The following is a 15310-nucleotide window of genomic DNA, read 5'->3' on the forward strand; positions in this document are numbered from 1 at the left end:
ATTGTCTCAGTATAGAAGCTGCGTACATTAAGGAGGTTTCTATGAGAGTTTTAATATGTTTAACCGTTGCTTTAACAGTTGGGTTCTCGGCTCAAGCACAAGAGGTGTATGAAAATAATTTATTCAACACCCAGCCCAACCGACTGAGCTTCAATTCTGAAGAACAAATGGTCAGTTACTTGGAAGAAAACAAACCCAGTACTTTTCGTTATTTCCAACGATTGAGTTTCGTGCAACAAAAGCAGGTATTTAAACAGCATCAAGCCAACCCACAATCAGACATCACTGACATTGTAGTTAAAGTTTACCGCACCAACAGTCGCGGCTAAAAACACTGCGGCTCAAGTCATAACAATGATGGCTTGAGCTTTCATTTTGGCTTCTGGCTAGATTGAATTATAATGTTGGGTTTATCGATGTGAGCGCCAACGTGCAGCAACAAAAATCAAACCCATCCATTACCCATCGCAGGAAGCCATTGTGAGTCAGGCATTGCATGTGGTTATACTGGCTGCCGGTGCTGGAACACGCATGCGTTCCAGCAAGCTCAAGGTGTTACACCCTGTGGCCGGTCAAGCCATGGTTGATCATGTCTATCAACTGGCACTCACATTGAAGCCCAGACAAATCACCCTGGTATATGGTCATCAAGGTGATCAACTCAAAGCCCATTTTGATCATGAAAAGGTTAATTGGGCTGAACAAAAACAACAACTGGGCACCGGTCACGCGGTACAACAAGCCATGACGTTCATGCAAGATGACGAGGATGTGCTGGTGTTGTATGGTGATGCACCGTTGATCCAATCTGGTGATTTGGCCCATTTGGCAAGTAAACAGTTTGTATTAACCGCCATTCTGGATGACGCAACTGGCTACGGTCGCATCGTGCGCTCAGGCGAGGACATCAAGGCCATCGTTGAGCACAAAGACGCCTCTCCGGCTGAACTCAAAATCAAAGAAATCAACTCAGGCATCATCCAAGCACCAGCCACAAGACTTAAGGGCTGGTTACAACAACTGTCCAACAACAACCAACAACAAGAATACTACCTGACCGACGTGATTGCTTTGGCTGCGGCCGATAAGCAGCCCTTTCAAGCCATCCAGTTAGCCGATGCCCATGCCGTCAAAGGCGCCAACGACATGCAACAGCTGGCCGAACTGGAAGACATTTTCCAACAACGCATCCGCCGCCAAATGATGCAGTCCGGTGTCCACCTGATTCGACCCGGCACCGTGGATGTACGTGGCAGCCTGAACTGTGGCCAAGATGTGGTGGTTGATAAAGGCGTGTTGTTTGAGGGCGATAATGATTTGGGCGATGGGGTTAAAATCGGCGCCTTTGCTGTGATTAAAAACTGCCAACTGGCAGCAGGCACACAGGTTGAGGCCCATTCCATGTTGGATGGTGTGATCACCACCGGCGCTTGTGCCATAGGTCCTTTTGCGCGACTCAGGCCGGGCACTGAACTGGCAGCAGGTAGTAAAGTAGGAAATTTTGTTGAAACCAAGAAGACCCAATTGGGTCAAAACAGCAAAGCCAGTCATTTAACCTATTTAGGCGATGCAGTAATTGGCGATGGGGTTAACATTGGTGCTGGTACCATCACCTGTAATTACGATGGTGTGAACAAATTCACCACCACCATCAAAGACGGCGCGTTCATTGGCTCAGACAGTCAGTTGGTGGCACCGGTTACGGTGGGCAAAAACGCCACCATTGGCGCCGGTTCAACCATCACCAAAGACACGCCGGATGAACAATTAACCTTATCCAGAAGCAGACAAAAATCTGTTACCAATTGGCAAAAACCGAGAAAAAAATAATATGTGTGGAATCGTAGCAGTCAGTGCCACTCGCAATGTGGTTGATATCATTATTCATGGCTTACAAACTTTGGAATACCGCGGCTATGATTCGGCCGGCATCGCCATCATCTGTGGCGATGAAATTGCCATCCGCAAACAAGCCGGAAAACTCAGTAAACTGAAGCAAGAATTGCTAGCTAATCCGGTTACTGGAAACGTTGGTATTGGGCACACCCGTTGGGCCACCCACGGCGAACCGACTTCAGCCAATGCCCACCCACACGATTCAAACAACGCGATTGCGGTGGTGCATAACGGCATCATCGAAAATTACCGCCCCTTGCGCGAGAAACTCATCGCCGCAGGGTATGAGTTCAAGTCCGAAACTGACACCGAAACCTTGGTTCACCTGGTGCATCACTACCAAGCCCAAGGCAACAGTTTTTCTGCGGCCAGTCACCGAGCCATCGGTGAATTAGAAGGCGCTTATGCCGTTGCCATCACTTGTATGTCCGATCCGGATCGCATCATTGCAGCGCGCAAAGGGTCGCCCCTGGTGGTGGGACTGGGCGAGGGTGAGAACTATGTGGCATCAGATGTGCAGGCTTTGATTAATGAAACCAACCAGTTTTATTATCTAGAGGAGGGTGATGTGGTTGAAATCACCCAAACCAGCTGTGACATATATGACCAAGATGGTAATGCCGTTGAGCGCGAACTAAAAACCGTCAACCTGTCCTCAGATGCGCTGACCAAAGACGGGTATGCGCACTACATGCTGAAAGAAATTCACGAACAACCCACCGCCGTGGCCAACACCATCGCCGATCGGCTCTACAACGATAAAATCTCTAAATATTTCATCGATAAAGACACCGCGGCCATTCTCGAACAGGTCGAAAACATCCACATCATTGCCTGTGGCACTTCATACCATGCTGGTCTGGTGGCGCGATATTGGCTGGAGGCCATCACTGAGATTCCAACCCAGGTTGAAATTGCCAGTGAGTACCGTTACCGCAAACCTGTGGTGCCAAAAAACACGCTGTTTCTCACCATCTCACAGTCCGGTGAAACCGCTGACTCCTTAGCCGCTTTACGCTACGCCAAAGGCGCTGGTTACTTATCCACTTTTGCGGTGTGTAACGTCGCTAATTCAAGCTTAGATCGCGAAACTGATGTGTGCTTTTTGACCCACGCTGGCCCCGAAATTGGTGTGGCCTCAACCAAAGCACTGACCACCCAATTGTCGGTGCTGGCATTAATCACACTGAAACTGGCTGAGTTAAAAAATGTCGATGAAAAAATCCGCAAAAACCTGGCCAAGCAGCTGCGCACCTTGCCGGGTATCATCAACCAGTCGTTGTTATTGAACGACCAAATTAAAGTCATCGCCAAACGCATCGTCAAACGTGACAACGCCCTGTTCCTTGGCCGCGGGGTGCATTACCCCATCGCGCTGGAAGGCGCTTTGAAACTGAAAGAAATATCCTACATCCACGCCGAAGGCTACCCCGCCGGTGAACTCAAACACGGCCCCTTGGCCTTGGTCGATGAAAAAATGCCGGTGATTGCGGTGTGTCCCAACGATGCGCTGCTGGAAAAGCTCGAATCCAACATCGAGGAAGTTCGCGCCCGCGGCGGTGAACTGTATGCCTTTGTTGATCACAAAAGCCAACATGGTCTGAAAGACCGCGTCGATCACCTGATTGAGATGGAAGCCAGCGGCACCTTCACCTCACCGATCGTCTTCAACGTACCACTACAACTGCTGTCATACCATGTCGCGGTACTGCGCGGCACCGACGTCGACCAACCCCGCAACCTGGCCAAGTCGGTTACGGTTGAGTGATGTGAATAAATAAGTATTCAACTTGTGGTATCTGAAAATAAAGTTAAAATAGCACAAACACGCCCATAGCTCAGCTGGATAGAGTGAGTTTGGTAGTTTGCTTCCCTTCTTTGCTTCGCAAAACCGGCTGCTCAAACATATGAATGAAAAACGTCTGAGTTGCTTCGCAACCCAACCCGTTTTATAAGACATTGCTTGAAGCTTTTTAAGCTTCGAGTACAATAGCAAATACGCCCCCATAGCTCAGCTGGATAGAGTCACTTGCTTTGGAACCACTTGGTCGGGAATTCGATTGAAATGTCGGGAACATTTCAACCCGTTGGCTTGCCAACGACCCGCAGGGCGAAGTGCATGGATGCACGAAGTAATCTCTCTGGGCACCGTTCGAAGAACAGATTGAAATATTTTTTGTAATAAACCACTGTCTAAAGCCTAGAAACAAGTTAAAATCCAACACTTAATCAGCGCCCATAGCTCAGCTGGATAGAGTAACTGGCTTCGAACCAGTTGGTCGGGAGTTCGAATCTCTCTGGGCGCGCCATCTCCATTTCCAACCAGTTCCATACAAGTCCAAAGACCCGTTGCTATGTAACGCTACTGTGTCAATTCAGTCCATTCGAGTCCTGTTCAGTCCATTGTAATCCAGCTTCGATGAGGGTATTATCAGGGGTATAAATGTTCAACGCCCAAATGAGGAACCACACTTAAGTGCTGACTGACGCCAAAATCAAAACCCAACTGAAACCCAAAGAAAAGCAATACAAAGTGGCTGATTCTGGTGGCTTGTATGTGTTGGTTCATCCCAACGGTTCGAAGTATTTCAGGATGAATTTCAGATTTGATGGTAAGTCGAACATTTACTCAATAGGTAAATACCCCATTATTTCACTTGCTGAAGCAAGATTAAAACGTGATGAAGCCAAACGTTTGTTGGCAAACAACGTTAACCCGAACGCTTTCAAAAAACAGCAAAAGTTGAACCAGCAGCTTGAATTAAAAAACAACTTTGAAACCATCGCGCGGGAATGGCATCAGAAACGCCTTAACAAATGGAAAACCAAACATGCAGATGACATCATGCGTTCACTTGAACGTGACGTGTTTCCATTCATTGGCCACCAATCCATCAAAGAAATCAATTCACAGGATGTGATGGGGCTACTGCGCCGTATTGAGGCCAGAGGTTCGATTCATGTGGTTAAGAAAATTAAGCAGCGCTGTCATGCCGTATTTGCTTATGCAGTCATGAGTTATGGTGTTGAACAAAATCCAGTAACCACCATCACCATGGATGCTTTTGAAACACCTGTTAAAAAACATTTCCCATGGATGCCAGTCAATCAAATTCCTGAACTGGTTGAAGCCTTTGATACTTATCAGGGTGGACTTGTGGTAAAAAACGCACTGAAATTGATACTGTTGCTGTTTCCCCGTGCTGGTGAATTATTGGGTACGCGATGGGATGAAATAGACTTCAATAAGCGTGAACTGTTAATACCCCCCAATAGAATGAAAGGCAACCAACCAGTTGAACACTTGATACCACTGCCTCGACAAGCCATTGATTTGCTTAAACAGCTTCAGGAAATAAATGGTCACAGGGAACACGTCTTTGCCAGCCCCAACAAGCCACGCAAACCTATTTCAGGAAACGCATTGATTCGTGCCATGTGGGGTATGGGGTTCAAAGACAGATGTACACCTCACGGCTTGCGTCGAACCGCGTCAACGGCGCTTAATGAAGCCGGATTTAATCCCGATCACATTGAAAGAAGTCTCGCACACCTAAGTGACTCAGTAAGGGCAATTTATAACAAAGCACAATGGATTGATGGCCGCAGGATTATGCACCAAATTTGGGCAGACTGGCTCGATGACACCACCACAACCCTCTCATCTGATAACAGAGTAACCATGCTTCAAACGGTTAAGAATGAATAAGAAACTTGAAAGACCAAACTGGCTCCAAGACCCAACTCAGTATGATGTTTGTTTGGGGTTCACTGCAACAGAGTGGTTTGAGCAAATTGCATTCAGAAAAATGATTGATAACAGCATTGGTTATGGTGATGACTTTACTTTTTCTGAAGTTTTTCAAGATGGAGTAATTGTTTCGAATGAGGCAAGTAAACTTCAATCCATCATCGACATGATCCAAAAAGGGATAAAGCCCAATTACACTGCTAATCTTTCGGAGTTTTCCGAACTTGGTTTGGTCTATCCAAGTGTTTGGTCACAATCCATCAGCGACGTCAAATTAAGGCATGAGCAAGCTGAATGGGTTAAAAAGAAAGTTGATGTGATAAATGATAGTTTTCCTATTCAAATAACGGATAGGTTAAGCCCTTTGTATCATTCCACATTTGGTGGTATTGCTTCAGTAAATGTCGACATGTTTGCTGATAAGGAACAAGCTATCAAAGAGTTCAGTGAATGGTTTGATCATAACTCGGTGTTTTTTAATTATGATCAGCGACCAAAATTGTCTAAAGCAAAATTCAAGAAATGGTCAAACTACCGAACTTTGGGTTTGATGGATTTAAAGCTTTGGTTAAAAAAACACCAGCTTAATACAGGTAAACACGGCGACATTTCAAAATACCGAATGAAAGAATGGCTATTCCCCGACTATGATCCTGATGAACGTTCAAGGCTATGGATTAATGCCGAAAACTCCATTAAGGATATTGAGCAACCAAGGACATTTTGGGCGCTTGAAAGAGAAATGCTGAATACCAAAAACAGCACTCCAAAAAGGAAAACCACCGTCAAAGAATTCATGGCTTCAAAAGGTTATGTTCAAGACAATAAAGATGATTAATCTGTCACTCACAAACTTTTTATTTCAAAACGTCACCTAACAGCCCGTGTGGCTGGGCAATAAACTTTCACTTGGACCTGAGCAAACCAAATAGGTTAACCCAGGATTAAATAATCAAACTCAAGTGAAAGCCATGAAATTTGAAAAATTAATTAAGCTGCCAGAGGTCATCGAAACCACTGGTAAGTCAAGGTCATCTATTTATGATGGCATGAAACAGGGAACCTTTCCCAAGAACATTCCAATTGGTGTTAAAGCCCGTGCATGGAAACTTAGCGACATTCAACAATGGATTGAAAATCAATCACGGGAGGTGAGCCAATGTCAGTAACTCTTAGGCCAACCCAAATTCGAATTATCCGCTGTTTGTTGCTTCAGCCTTGTACCGTTCGAGAACTCATGTTTGAAGCTGGATGTAACAACCCAGCTGACCCCATTCAACACTTAAGAAAAGATTTTGGACTGGACATTGAAACAGTTTATCAAAAAGGTCTGAATCGTGATGGTAAGACAATCTACTACGGAGTGTATACATTGCATGACTTAATTGGTGCATTGGGGTTACTCGAAGCGGCTGCAACCGCCTCAAGTAACGGGTATCAAGTTCGCTCGCTAAAGAAAACTGATGATTCAGATTTTAACACAAAGAACTAACACTTGATCAATCACAGCACAGGTGGTCGGAATTTAACGGCTGCGCCTGTGCTGACTTTGGTTACAGTGGGATGCGTACACAGCCAAAAGGCAGTTCGAAAGACCGAAGCCTGTACGCTGGCAACACACTCAAGTTGTCATAAGTAGCGGTCAAGTTTGATGCAGTGAGTAACACGGCCACATAATGCCAATGTGTTTGACATCAAGCGTCTGAGACGATGGGCTGGCTCCGGTGGGCAAGACATTTAGGTTGAAGGCATTGAACAACATCTGAGATGATTTTAATCAGTCACAGGATGTTCGTTCTATGCCTAATCCTCAGGACTTCACCAGTGGGTAAGCATGTCACACAAATCCATACATAACAAGGCACACGGGGGGAGGCATAAAAAATGATTCAAATTACTGCCGATTCGTTTGCTTAACCCTTTTTTTATTTCCACAAAATATAATTTTTGGTACATGAATCAAAATCATGTTTTGTCATAATTTGAAGTGTGCAATAATGTCTTTTTTGCACAGGGAATTTATGGCAAACCCAGATTTTTCAAAGTTCAACTACACGACAGAAAACATCTTCAGCAAAGCATTGCTTGATAAAATGGCTTTAAATAGAGCATCTCACATTAACAGCTTATCAACATGGTTTCTCGGTGGCGTAACAGCATCATACATTTTATTTTTTTCAAACATTTCAAAATTATTTGATTTTTTTAGCTCTCGGCACATTCAAATATTATTGGCGGTTTTTTTGATTTTTCTGTTCATAAGCATTCTTCAAAAAATGCACTTTACAGCTATTAAAGGTTCGGTGGAAGGTGGCGAGACTGGCAGTAAATTATCCAATGAAATTCTCGGACAAAACGAGGTAAACCAACAGGAAATAATAAACAACCTTATGAATGCCTCTTTTTTTTGGATGAAATGGCGGATTAATAGACTGGCGAAACTGGATGAAATGGGCGTCAGTAGATACAATTTTAAATTATCCCAGTGGATGGAGGTTTTGTTATACGCTCAGTTTTTATTGATTGTTTTTGTTGTGATATTCGTTTTTTATCACGTGTTTTGACATTTTAAATATTAATGCGCTTATTTATAAACCAAAGTAACAGTTTAAGGGGTGGTTTTGCACAACTTAGAATTTTTTGTCGTTATTGGTTTGCAACGAGCTTTGAAACAGTTTGTTTGCAATACTCAATTAGTTCAAATAATGATAATACACCACCAATTTGATCTAAATTAAAATCCTGACCATCTAGTTCTGTCAAGTCAACAGAAATAATTTGACTGAACAACTTCAAGCTGTATTCCCTTTTGTATGTTTTTTTTACATCCCACTTGGGCGTCAATGGTGTGTGTGCAAAGGCGTTACGCAATTGGTAAATGATGCTCCATGCCACATATTCTCTCATGTCAGATGCAGGATTCCTTTGTTTCAAGGTGCTTCCGAATGCTTCATCGATGGCAATGCAGCAACAAGCCAGCGTAAACACCTGAATGTTTTGCCCATCAACAATTAAGTTAGAGTAATCGATGTCTGGTTCTTCAACAATTTGCGGCCCACCTACAGAGCCGACAGTAAGCGCAACTCTAAACGGCTCAACCGGAATTGTTTCATTCATGATTGCATAATTAAACCTAAAGGCTGTTTTTAAAGCATCTATGCTTCTTTCGATTTTCAAAACTGACTGATGTTTCTCCATGTTTAGTCTAAACCTAAATGATAACTTTGAGATCACTAACAATATTTAAGTGTTTTGCAAACCATATTGAAATGTCATGACATTGTTCTTTGTCAAAATCATCTACACTAACACTCGATTCAAATTTGAAAGAATAATTAAAGCATTCCTTTTTGTCACTTTCCTTAATCCATAACTCAAATCCAAGGCACTCGCACATGGCTGTTACTTGATGCGGATATTCATAGTCTGATTTAAAATAAAATTTAGGTACGGCCACCACTTTTTCAATCAGTGCGCACAAACTTTCTAAGCCGCCATCAAACGCTACATAAACCTTGGCTTTTGCTGTATTCATGGGTGCTCTCCACGTGAAACGGTATTTCTCTGAATTTTCAGTTTTTGTTTTTGATTTAAGTAATATGCTGATGCTTTTCCATAAAAGTCTTCATAATCGTAGTAGTCTGTGTCATAAAGAACAAATACCTCTTTATCTGGCTGGATGAAGAATAATCCCCTTGAAAGTAATGCTGGCATTGAAACGTCACACCCCGAAATTTTTAATGTTTCAACTTCAGAAGCATGACCTTTGTGTAACCTTCGTGGAAGAACTGTTACCGTGTATTCAGGGGTCGTGCTGGACATGAAGGTGAAGTCGTCATCTTTTCGCAACCCCTTGACCATGCTGTCTTGATAGGCATTTAAATGCACACCAACAACTTGACCTAAATAAATAGATTCATACTCGTCAAAATTCTCAGATGGTTTTTTTTCGACAAGGCAACCCAGACTGTATTCAGATGTCAGCAATAAAACATAAATCAGGATTAATTTGAACATGGTTTTTAACTCCTTTTAATTTAAATCAGACAACATGATTGTTTATTATTTGAATGTTAACGTCAATTCGCATGAAGTTAAATAGTATGGACAACTCAACGTAAAACAAGGGTATTATTGGTGGTACAAGCACACCAATACAAAACATATGTCTTTTAATAACAATGACTTATTTTAAAGGTTTATCGCTCTCTGGGCGCGCCAATCACTCAAACGACCAATCTGATTTTAGCTTTTATTCAGCTCTTCCTGTCATTATTCACGAGCAATATAAACATGTTTAAAACCAGCCGCTTTGATTTGATCTTGAGCCACTATCAGATCACCAACCTGTAAATCCCCACTGACAATCAATGCAGCAGAATGATAAGTCTCTGTTAAATTGTTGTTGGTAATGTGGCCTTTAATTTGTTGCACATCCAAAAGCTTATCTTCGATTTTGAATTGGCCATTCACTTGACGGACTTGCAAATAACCAGGGTCAGTTTCGTAAGCTTGGGATATTTTGACGTTACCAGCACTTGCTGAACTGTTCACGGTACTTTTAACTGATGGTAAGGCTTTAGCCATTCTTACTTTGTGTTCAAAATCTATTTTTGCCATCATGCAGGCATTAAATTCATAAGTTACCCGTAAATATCTATGGTCTGAAAGGTCAGGTTCTGGTAAGTCAATGGCGTGCTTGTTTTGACAAGCGTTTGCTAATTTATCCATGTCACGGATACATGATTGGCTGCCATCACAGCCCGCTTTGATTCGATTAACCATGGTTGTCATCACTACATCCCCTTTGAATTCTTGCTGGCTGCCACAAGAAACCAGTATGAGTAGAATACCGATAGAAAATAATGATTTCATAAAAATGCCTTTGGTTGAATGAGTGTAACGCATTGGCTGTTTTGTTTCGTTCATAAAATAATTCCTTTTAGTTTGGTTTCTGAGCATTATAACAGTCTGGCTTTTGTATAATACCCAACCTTTAATCGCGGGCCGACAGCATCCATGAAAATCGTTACCACCAAAGGGCAGGGGCCTGTTTTGAATGTGTTGCATGGTTGGGGCATGAATGCGCATTTGTTTGATGATTGGTCGGAGGCATTGGCGCAGCATTTCTGCGTTAACCTGATTGATTTGCCGGGGCATGGTTTGAACCATGAAGAGCCTTTGGGCACCGACTTGACAGCCTTGGCTGAAGAGGCGGCTGAGGTGCCGGCTGGGCATTGGTTGGGTTGGTCGATGGGTGGGATGTTGGCTTTGAATTTGGCTTTAAAAAAGCCCGAACAGGTGCAGTCTTTGATCATGTTGTGTGCCACGCCATGTTTTGTACAAAGAGACCACTGGCCACACGGTACTGAGCAGGCGGTGTTGGATAAATTCGCCGCGAACCTACAACTGGACATCAAACAAACCATCCAAACTTTCCTCGCACTTGAAGTCATGGGTGTTGAACATGAACGCTCACAACTGCGGGAACTGAAACAAAAAGTCTTTGAACGGCCCTTGCCCAGCACCCAGGCCTTGCATGCGGGTTTGACCTTATTGGCCGAAACTGATTTATCAGGACAATTGAAAAACCTGATCCCGCCCTCATTATGGATCAGTGGCCGACGTGATCGCTTGGTGATGCCAGCAGCAATGCAACAAGCGGCAGTAATGGCTGGCCCTGATGGCGGCGAATTCCAAGTGTTACGTGGCTCAGGACATGCACCTTTTATACGAGAGGCTGAAACCCTAACAGAATCAATAGTGAACTTTATATGAGCTTAGAACACCATTTAATCCAAGCCTCTTTCGATGCGGCGGCGCAGCAGTATGAAGAACACGCCATCCTGCAGCGCGAGTCATTAACGCGTTTGTTTGAGCGCATTGATGATGATTTAAAAACCCCACCAGCGCAGATATTAGACCTAGGTTGCGGCACTGGTTGGGCGGTGCCTGAGTTCCTCAGTCGTTATCCGGAGGCTCAAATCATCGCTGCCGATTTCGCTGAGCGCATGGTCCAACAAGTCCCCAAACACCCACAAGTTTCACCCCGCGTCACCGATGCCCATGCCATCGACATTCATGCCCAAAGTATGGACTTGGTGTTTTCCAATTTGATGGTGCAATGGTGTGATGAATCAACCGTCTTGAAAGAAGTCAAACGCGCACTGAAACCAGGCGGCCTGATGCATATGACCACCATGGGCGAACACACTTTGCATGAATTAAAATTGGCCTGGCAGTCGATTGATGACCAGCCCCATGTGAACGAATTTGTGCCCGCCGCCAAGTTGGCTGATTTAACCCTACAAATGGGTTTCGAGGATGTGATTGCTGACTCTGAGTTCATCACCATGACCTATGCTTCGGTGATCGACATGATGCGCGATCTAAAAAACATCGGCGCCCACAATGTCGATAACAACCGCCCTAAGGGATTAACTTCACCCAAAGTGATCAAACAACTGACCAAGAACTTCGAAGAATTCCGCACCGAAGATGGCTTGTACCCCGCGACTTATGAACTGGTTTATTTAAGGGCCAAAAAGCCCAGTGATGACAAAGGTTTGTCGGTCAGGATTAAGTGAGTCTGAGTTCAATAGTCGCTTAGAGCGGGCTCTTACCATTCAAGACATATGAATCACCGAGGCAAGCCCGAGGATGACGGTAGTTGAGGTTTGTTCTTGACTGAAAATATTACCTACGCCGGTAAGGCGGCAGTTGGTTAGTAGTCAAACCAATAGTTGTTCATTTCATAGCCACGTAGGATGGGCTCCGCCCATCAAAACCTTTTAAGTAAGTGGGTTTTGTTTAATTCCATGTTGTTTGTTCATGATGGGCAGAACCCATCCTACTCATTAAATCACTTCGCCGGGGCTTCGTAAAAACCTTAACGCCTGGAAAATCCTAACCAATCACCGGTACATGGTTTCGTGCCCGCTTGGCCTTTGAAGTGAAGTGAATGGGCTGGCGCAGTTGGTAGATGTAGTTGAGGCGGGTTTGGTGGGTTTGGTGGTAATCGCGTTGTTTGAGCACTTCAAGTAGGTCGCCTTGCCATTGGTCTTGGTTGTTCTCGAAGATGAAGCAATGCGGTAGCAGATGGTGTGGCGCGTCCATCAAATAGGGAATCAGGGCGCGGTCTTCGGCGCCTTCGATGTCGCATTTGATCACATCGACACGTGAGAGCTTTTGGCGTTCAATGACTTGCAGCAAGGGTTCGCATGGGATCGGTACGGTGTGTGTTTTATTTTTTTCTTGTGACGGTTTTTCCAGTAGGGATGAAGCGCCAAGGTTATCGGCATCGAGGTATAAATCCAGCGTTTCCTCCACATCGCTGATGCCCATGGGAATCATTTCTATGCGGGGCTTTTCACGACGCCCCTCACGGGTGGCTGATAAGTTAAAACTCAAGCGTTCGAAAGCCACTGGATTGGGCTCCAGCGCAATCACTGCACCCAAACGGTTGATCGCGGTGGCAGCAATCGCTGAATAAATGCCGACATTCGCGCCAATATCAACAAACACACCTTCTGGCGGTAACGCTTTGAGCATCACTTCGCGCTCAACCGCATCCCAACGCCACGGCATGAACACAAAACCACGTTCTGAAACGTTATCGGTTAAATGACAACGCAAGCGCACTTGATCAAAAGTCAGGTCCAATGGCATTTGTGCTTTACTGAGCACTTGTTTGCGCAACAGCTGGGCAATTTGTTTGCCCAGCCAGTTGGCGGGTAGGCGATGGCACCAATCAATCTTTCTCTGCGTGGCTGAGTCCGGTTGGTAGGTGCCAAAGGGTTTCATTCTTTACAACTTCCGCCCGAGCTTTTTCTCGATTTGTTTTTTTTCCCAATTCGTGCCGAATGAACCAAATACTTCGAAGGCGACCAAGCCGTGAACCACCAAACCAGCCAACCAGCCCAAACACAACCAAGGCAGTTGTGGGTGACTGAATTTTCCGGTGACCAAAAAAGCGATGATGAAGACCACAAACATAAAGACGTGGCCATAGAATTCTTTGATGCCTTTGACGTAATTGATGGCTGCTTTTTCGTCTTTGCTGACTTTTGGGTTGTTGTTTTGTGATTTATCTGTGTCCTCAATCTGCGTTGTTTGTTGTGTGTTTTCTTTGTTCATGTCTGTTGCTCCTGGGTTGTTGAGAAAAGTAGTGACATCCACTTCAAACACAGCCGCCAATGATTTAGCAGACTCTAATGATGGCACCCCACCGCGCTCAATGCGTTGGATGGTTCTGACACTGAGGTCAGTGAGTTCGGCCACTTGTTCTTGTGACCAACCGTGCTGTAATCTGAGTTTGCGTAAAATCATCGTTGTCTGTATCGATTTGGAGTGTCACCATTTTCATCACAACCAGCTGCCATGAACACGTCAGCCTGATGACATGTCAGCTTGGTGTCGGGCTGCTGTCAGGTGGTTAGCAGCCCGTACTCATACATTATAATCAATTTGGCATCTTTGGTGTCAGCTCCTTTTTTGTTTTGATTGGCTGTTCAATTTTCAGTCCAAACAGCAGGCGCAAAACCGCCGAACGTCGAATGATTTCAAAACCCAAGCCACAGAGCAAAAAGGTCAGCACAATGACCAAGATGGGTTCGATGATTGGACCCAGTTGGTAAGCACTGAGCACATAGGCCAATACAATAATGAATGTCTGGTGGAGGATGTAATAGGGATATACCGCCTCATTCAAATAACGCAACCAACGATGTGGTCGGTTCAGGTGATGGTGGGCATAACCCAAAATGGCGAAAATCCAAGCCCAGCGGTTGGTGAAGACCACCAGGCGTTCAAGTAAATACGCCAAGCCCTGAGCCGGTTCGGATGATGTGTAATACAGGTGGTAGTATGTGATCAATACCATAAAACTCACCACCGCAATGGCCAGAAAGCGCCGGCGATGTTGTGACAGTTGCTGCCACAGGTTGTACTCCCAACCCATCAAGAACCCCCAACACAGGAAACTGAAACCCAGGGCTTTTCTGGTACCCTCTGAGCCCTCCGGAAACACCAGCAGCTGTAACAAGCTCATCACCAGTACCAGCACCACAAACAGCACAGTGATACTCCAGTTCCGAAACGGCGCATACAAATAAGGCATCAAGCGCACCACAGACAAAAGACCATAGGCCAGCAACAGATAGATCGAGAAATACCACAACTCGCGGATGTACCACAGGTGATTCACATCGACATGCGGAAAAATACCGGAAGGATAGTTTTCGAAATAGGGGTGTGACAGGTCGAAAAACGCGAGATAAAACTCATGGTATGAAATCGCGGGCAAATCGCCTTTGGCCATCATTTCCACATACAGCTGCGGTGGCACCACCACCCAAATACCGAATAACAACGGCACCCAAAGCCGCAAGGTCCGCAGCCCTATAAACCGTACCAAGCTGACTTTGTTGAGAAAGAACCTGATGGCAATACCTGAAATCAAAAACAACAGAGGCAGGCGCCATTGATTCAAAAAAATCATCAGGCTTTGTAGCGATTCAGACTGGTAGTTTGACTTATAATGATAGCCCCAGTCAGCCACGTACAGCATGCCAACATGGTAAAAAATCAACAATCCAAAAACCAAAACCCGCAACCAATCCAAATCGTACCTGCGAGTTAAAAGGGCTTGTTCGTTGTTCATGA

The 15310-nt window shown here is 44.7% G+C and carries 17 protein-coding genes and 1 tRNA gene; 11 read left to right on the forward strand and 7 right to left on the reverse strand.

Annotated features, from left to right (window positions below; translation table 11 throughout):
- Positions 1–41 precede the first annotated feature (41 nt).
- From QNI24_RS01245 to QNI24_RS01285, 9 genes are all read left to right on the forward strand, one after another.
- A complete protein-coding gene (locus QNI24_RS01245; RefSeq protein WP_267175598.1) occupies positions 42–329 on the forward strand; it encodes a hypothetical protein in 288 nt (95 codons plus the stop codon).
- Positions 330–480: 151 nt separating this feature from the next.
- The gene (glmU, locus tag QNI24_RS01250) at positions 481–1830 is read left to right on the forward strand and encodes a bifunctional UDP-N-acetylglucosamine diphosphorylase/glucosamine-1-phosphate N-acetyltransferase GlmU (protein WP_267175599.1); all 1350 of its coding nucleotides are present in this window, start codon (positions 481–483) and stop codon (positions 1828–1830) included.
- A 1-nt stretch (position 1831) separates the two neighbouring features.
- On the forward strand, positions 1832–3664 hold the full coding sequence (gene glmS / locus QNI24_RS01255; RefSeq protein WP_267175600.1) for a glutamine--fructose-6-phosphate transaminase (isomerizing): 1833 nt from the start codon (positions 1832–1834) through the stop codon (positions 3662–3664).
- A 464-nt stretch (positions 3665–4128) separates the two neighbouring features.
- Positions 4129–4205, forward strand: a tRNA-Arg gene (locus QNI24_RS01260).
- A gap of 167 nt (positions 4206–4372) precedes the next feature.
- Positions 4373–5605 (forward strand): tyrosine-type recombinase/integrase, encoded by a 1233-nt coding sequence (locus QNI24_RS01265; protein WP_267175601.1) that lies wholly within the window; start codon positions 4373–4375, stop codon positions 5603–5605.
- Positions 5598–6485 (forward strand): DUF6387 family protein, encoded by an 888-nt coding sequence (locus QNI24_RS01270; RefSeq protein WP_267175602.1) that lies wholly within the window; start codon positions 5598–5600, stop codon positions 6483–6485. Before QNI24_RS01265 ends, QNI24_RS01270 begins: the two co-directional genes overlap by 8 nt.
- A gap of 133 nt (positions 6486–6618) precedes the next feature.
- On the forward strand, positions 6619–6816 hold the full coding sequence (locus QNI24_RS01275; protein ID WP_267175603.1) for a helix-turn-helix transcriptional regulator: 198 nt from the start codon (positions 6619–6621) through the stop codon (positions 6814–6816).
- Complete coding sequence (locus tag QNI24_RS01280; RefSeq protein WP_267175604.1) at positions 6807–7139, forward strand: hypothetical protein; 333 nt, start codon at positions 6807–6809, stop codon at positions 7137–7139. The genes QNI24_RS01275 and QNI24_RS01280 overlap by 10 nt, the downstream gene beginning before the upstream one ends.
- 529 nt (positions 7140–7668) lie before the next feature.
- Entirely contained in the window at positions 7669–8211 is a 543-nt protein-coding gene (locus tag QNI24_RS01285) for a hypothetical protein (RefSeq protein ID WP_267175605.1), read from the forward strand.
- Between the two features lie 82 nt (positions 8212–8293).
- Here QNI24_RS01285 and QNI24_RS01290 read toward each other — a convergent pair whose 3' ends face one another.
- The 4 genes from QNI24_RS01290 to QNI24_RS01305 all read right to left on the reverse strand — a co-directional run bounded on the left by QNI24_RS01290 (position 8294) and on the right by QNI24_RS01305 (position 10576).
- The gene (locus QNI24_RS01290) at positions 8294–8845 is read right to left on the reverse strand and encodes a hypothetical protein (RefSeq protein WP_267175606.1); all 552 of its coding nucleotides are present in this window, start codon (positions 8843–8845) and stop codon (positions 8294–8296) included.
- 13 nt (positions 8846–8858) lie between these two features.
- Positions 8859–9182: a hypothetical protein gene (locus QNI24_RS01295; RefSeq protein WP_267175607.1), complete on the reverse strand. Its 324-nt coding sequence runs from the start codon at positions 9180–9182 to the stop codon at positions 8859–8861.
- A complete protein-coding gene (locus QNI24_RS01300) occupies positions 9179–9664 on the reverse strand; it encodes a hypothetical protein (protein ID WP_267175608.1) in 486 nt (161 codons plus the stop codon). Before QNI24_RS01300 ends, QNI24_RS01295 begins: the two co-directional genes overlap by 4 nt.
- A gap of 255 nt (positions 9665–9919) precedes the next feature.
- A complete protein-coding gene (locus tag QNI24_RS01305; RefSeq protein WP_267175609.1) occupies positions 9920–10576 on the reverse strand; it encodes a hypothetical protein in 657 nt (218 codons plus the stop codon).
- Between the two features lie 90 nt (positions 10577–10666).
- Here QNI24_RS01305 and bioH point away from each other — a divergent pair, with 90 nt between their 5' ends.
- A complete protein-coding gene (gene bioH, locus QNI24_RS01310) occupies positions 10667–11425 on the forward strand; it encodes a pimeloyl-ACP methyl ester esterase BioH (protein WP_267175610.1) in 759 nt (252 codons plus the stop codon).
- Positions 11422–12234 (forward strand): malonyl-ACP O-methyltransferase BioC, encoded by an 813-nt coding sequence (bioC, locus tag QNI24_RS01315; protein WP_267175611.1) that lies wholly within the window; start codon positions 11422–11424, stop codon positions 12232–12234. Before bioH ends, bioC begins: the two co-directional genes overlap by 4 nt.
- Positions 12235–12553: 319 nt before the next feature.
- Here bioC and QNI24_RS01320 read toward each other — a convergent pair whose 3' ends face one another.
- From QNI24_RS01320 to QNI24_RS01330, 3 genes are all read right to left on the reverse strand, one after another.
- Positions 12554–13450, reverse strand: a complete 897-nt coding sequence (locus QNI24_RS01320) for an FkbM family methyltransferase (RefSeq protein ID WP_267175612.1) — start codon at positions 13448–13450, stop codon at positions 12554–12556.
- A gap of 3 nt (positions 13451–13453) precedes the next feature.
- Complete coding sequence (locus tag QNI24_RS01325; RefSeq protein ID WP_267175613.1) at positions 13454–13975, reverse strand: helix-turn-helix domain-containing protein; 522 nt, start codon at positions 13973–13975, stop codon at positions 13454–13456.
- A gap of 133 nt (positions 13976–14108) precedes the next feature.
- Positions 14109–15308, reverse strand: coding sequence for an acyltransferase family protein (locus tag QNI24_RS01330; protein WP_267175614.1), 1200 nt, complete (start codon positions 15306–15308; stop codon positions 14109–14111).
- Positions 15309–15310 lie beyond the last annotated feature (2 nt).

Source organism: Marinicella marina (assembly GCF_030065545.1).
Classification (GTDB): domain Bacteria; phylum Pseudomonadota; class Gammaproteobacteria; order Xanthomonadales; family Marinicellaceae; genus Marinicella; species Marinicella marina.

Coding starts and splice junctions, on each gene's coding strand:
- QNI24_RS01300 (WP_267175608.1), bottom strand. CDS start 9,664: ATGTTCAAATTAATCCTGATTTATGTTTTATTGCTGACATCTGAATAC.
- QNI24_RS01280 (WP_267175604.1), top strand. CDS start 6,807: ATGTCAGTAACTCTTAGGCCAACCCAAATTCGAATTATCCGCTGTTTG.
- glmS (WP_267175600.1), top strand. CDS start 1,832: ATGTGTGGAATCGTAGCAGTCAGTGCCACTCGCAATGTGGTTGATATC.
- QNI24_RS01245 (WP_267175598.1), top strand. CDS start 42: ATGAGAGTTTTAATATGTTTAACCGTTGCTTTAACAGTTGGGTTCTCG.
- QNI24_RS01305 (WP_267175609.1), bottom strand. CDS start 10,576: ATGAACGAAACAAAACAGCCAATGCGTTACACTCATTCAACCAAAGGC.
- bioH (WP_267175610.1), top strand. CDS start 10,667: ATGAAAATCGTTACCACCAAAGGGCAGGGGCCTGTTTTGAATGTGTTG.
- QNI24_RS01330 (WP_267175614.1), bottom strand. CDS start 15,308: ATGAACAACGAACAAGCCCTTTTAACTCGCAGGTACGATTTGGATTGG.
- QNI24_RS01325 (WP_267175613.1), bottom strand. CDS start 13,975: ATGATTTTACGCAAACTCAGATTACAGCACGGTTGGTCACAAGAACAA.
- QNI24_RS01285 (WP_267175605.1), top strand. CDS start 7,669: ATGGCAAACCCAGATTTTTCAAAGTTCAACTACACGACAGAAAACATC.
- QNI24_RS01290 (WP_267175606.1), bottom strand. CDS start 8,845: ATGGAGAAACATCAGTCAGTTTTGAAAATCGAAAGAAGCATAGATGCT.
- QNI24_RS01295 (WP_267175607.1), bottom strand. CDS start 9,182: ATGAATACAGCAAAAGCCAAGGTTTATGTAGCGTTTGATGGCGGCTTA.
- QNI24_RS01275 (WP_267175603.1), top strand. CDS start 6,619: ATGAAATTTGAAAAATTAATTAAGCTGCCAGAGGTCATCGAAACCACT.
- QNI24_RS01270 (WP_267175602.1), top strand. CDS start 5,598: ATGAATAAGAAACTTGAAAGACCAAACTGGCTCCAAGACCCAACTCAG.
- bioC (WP_267175611.1), top strand. CDS start 11,422: ATGAGCTTAGAACACCATTTAATCCAAGCCTCTTTCGATGCGGCGGCG.
- QNI24_RS01320 (WP_267175612.1), bottom strand. CDS start 13,450: ATGAAACCCTTTGGCACCTACCAACCGGACTCAGCCACGCAGAGAAAG.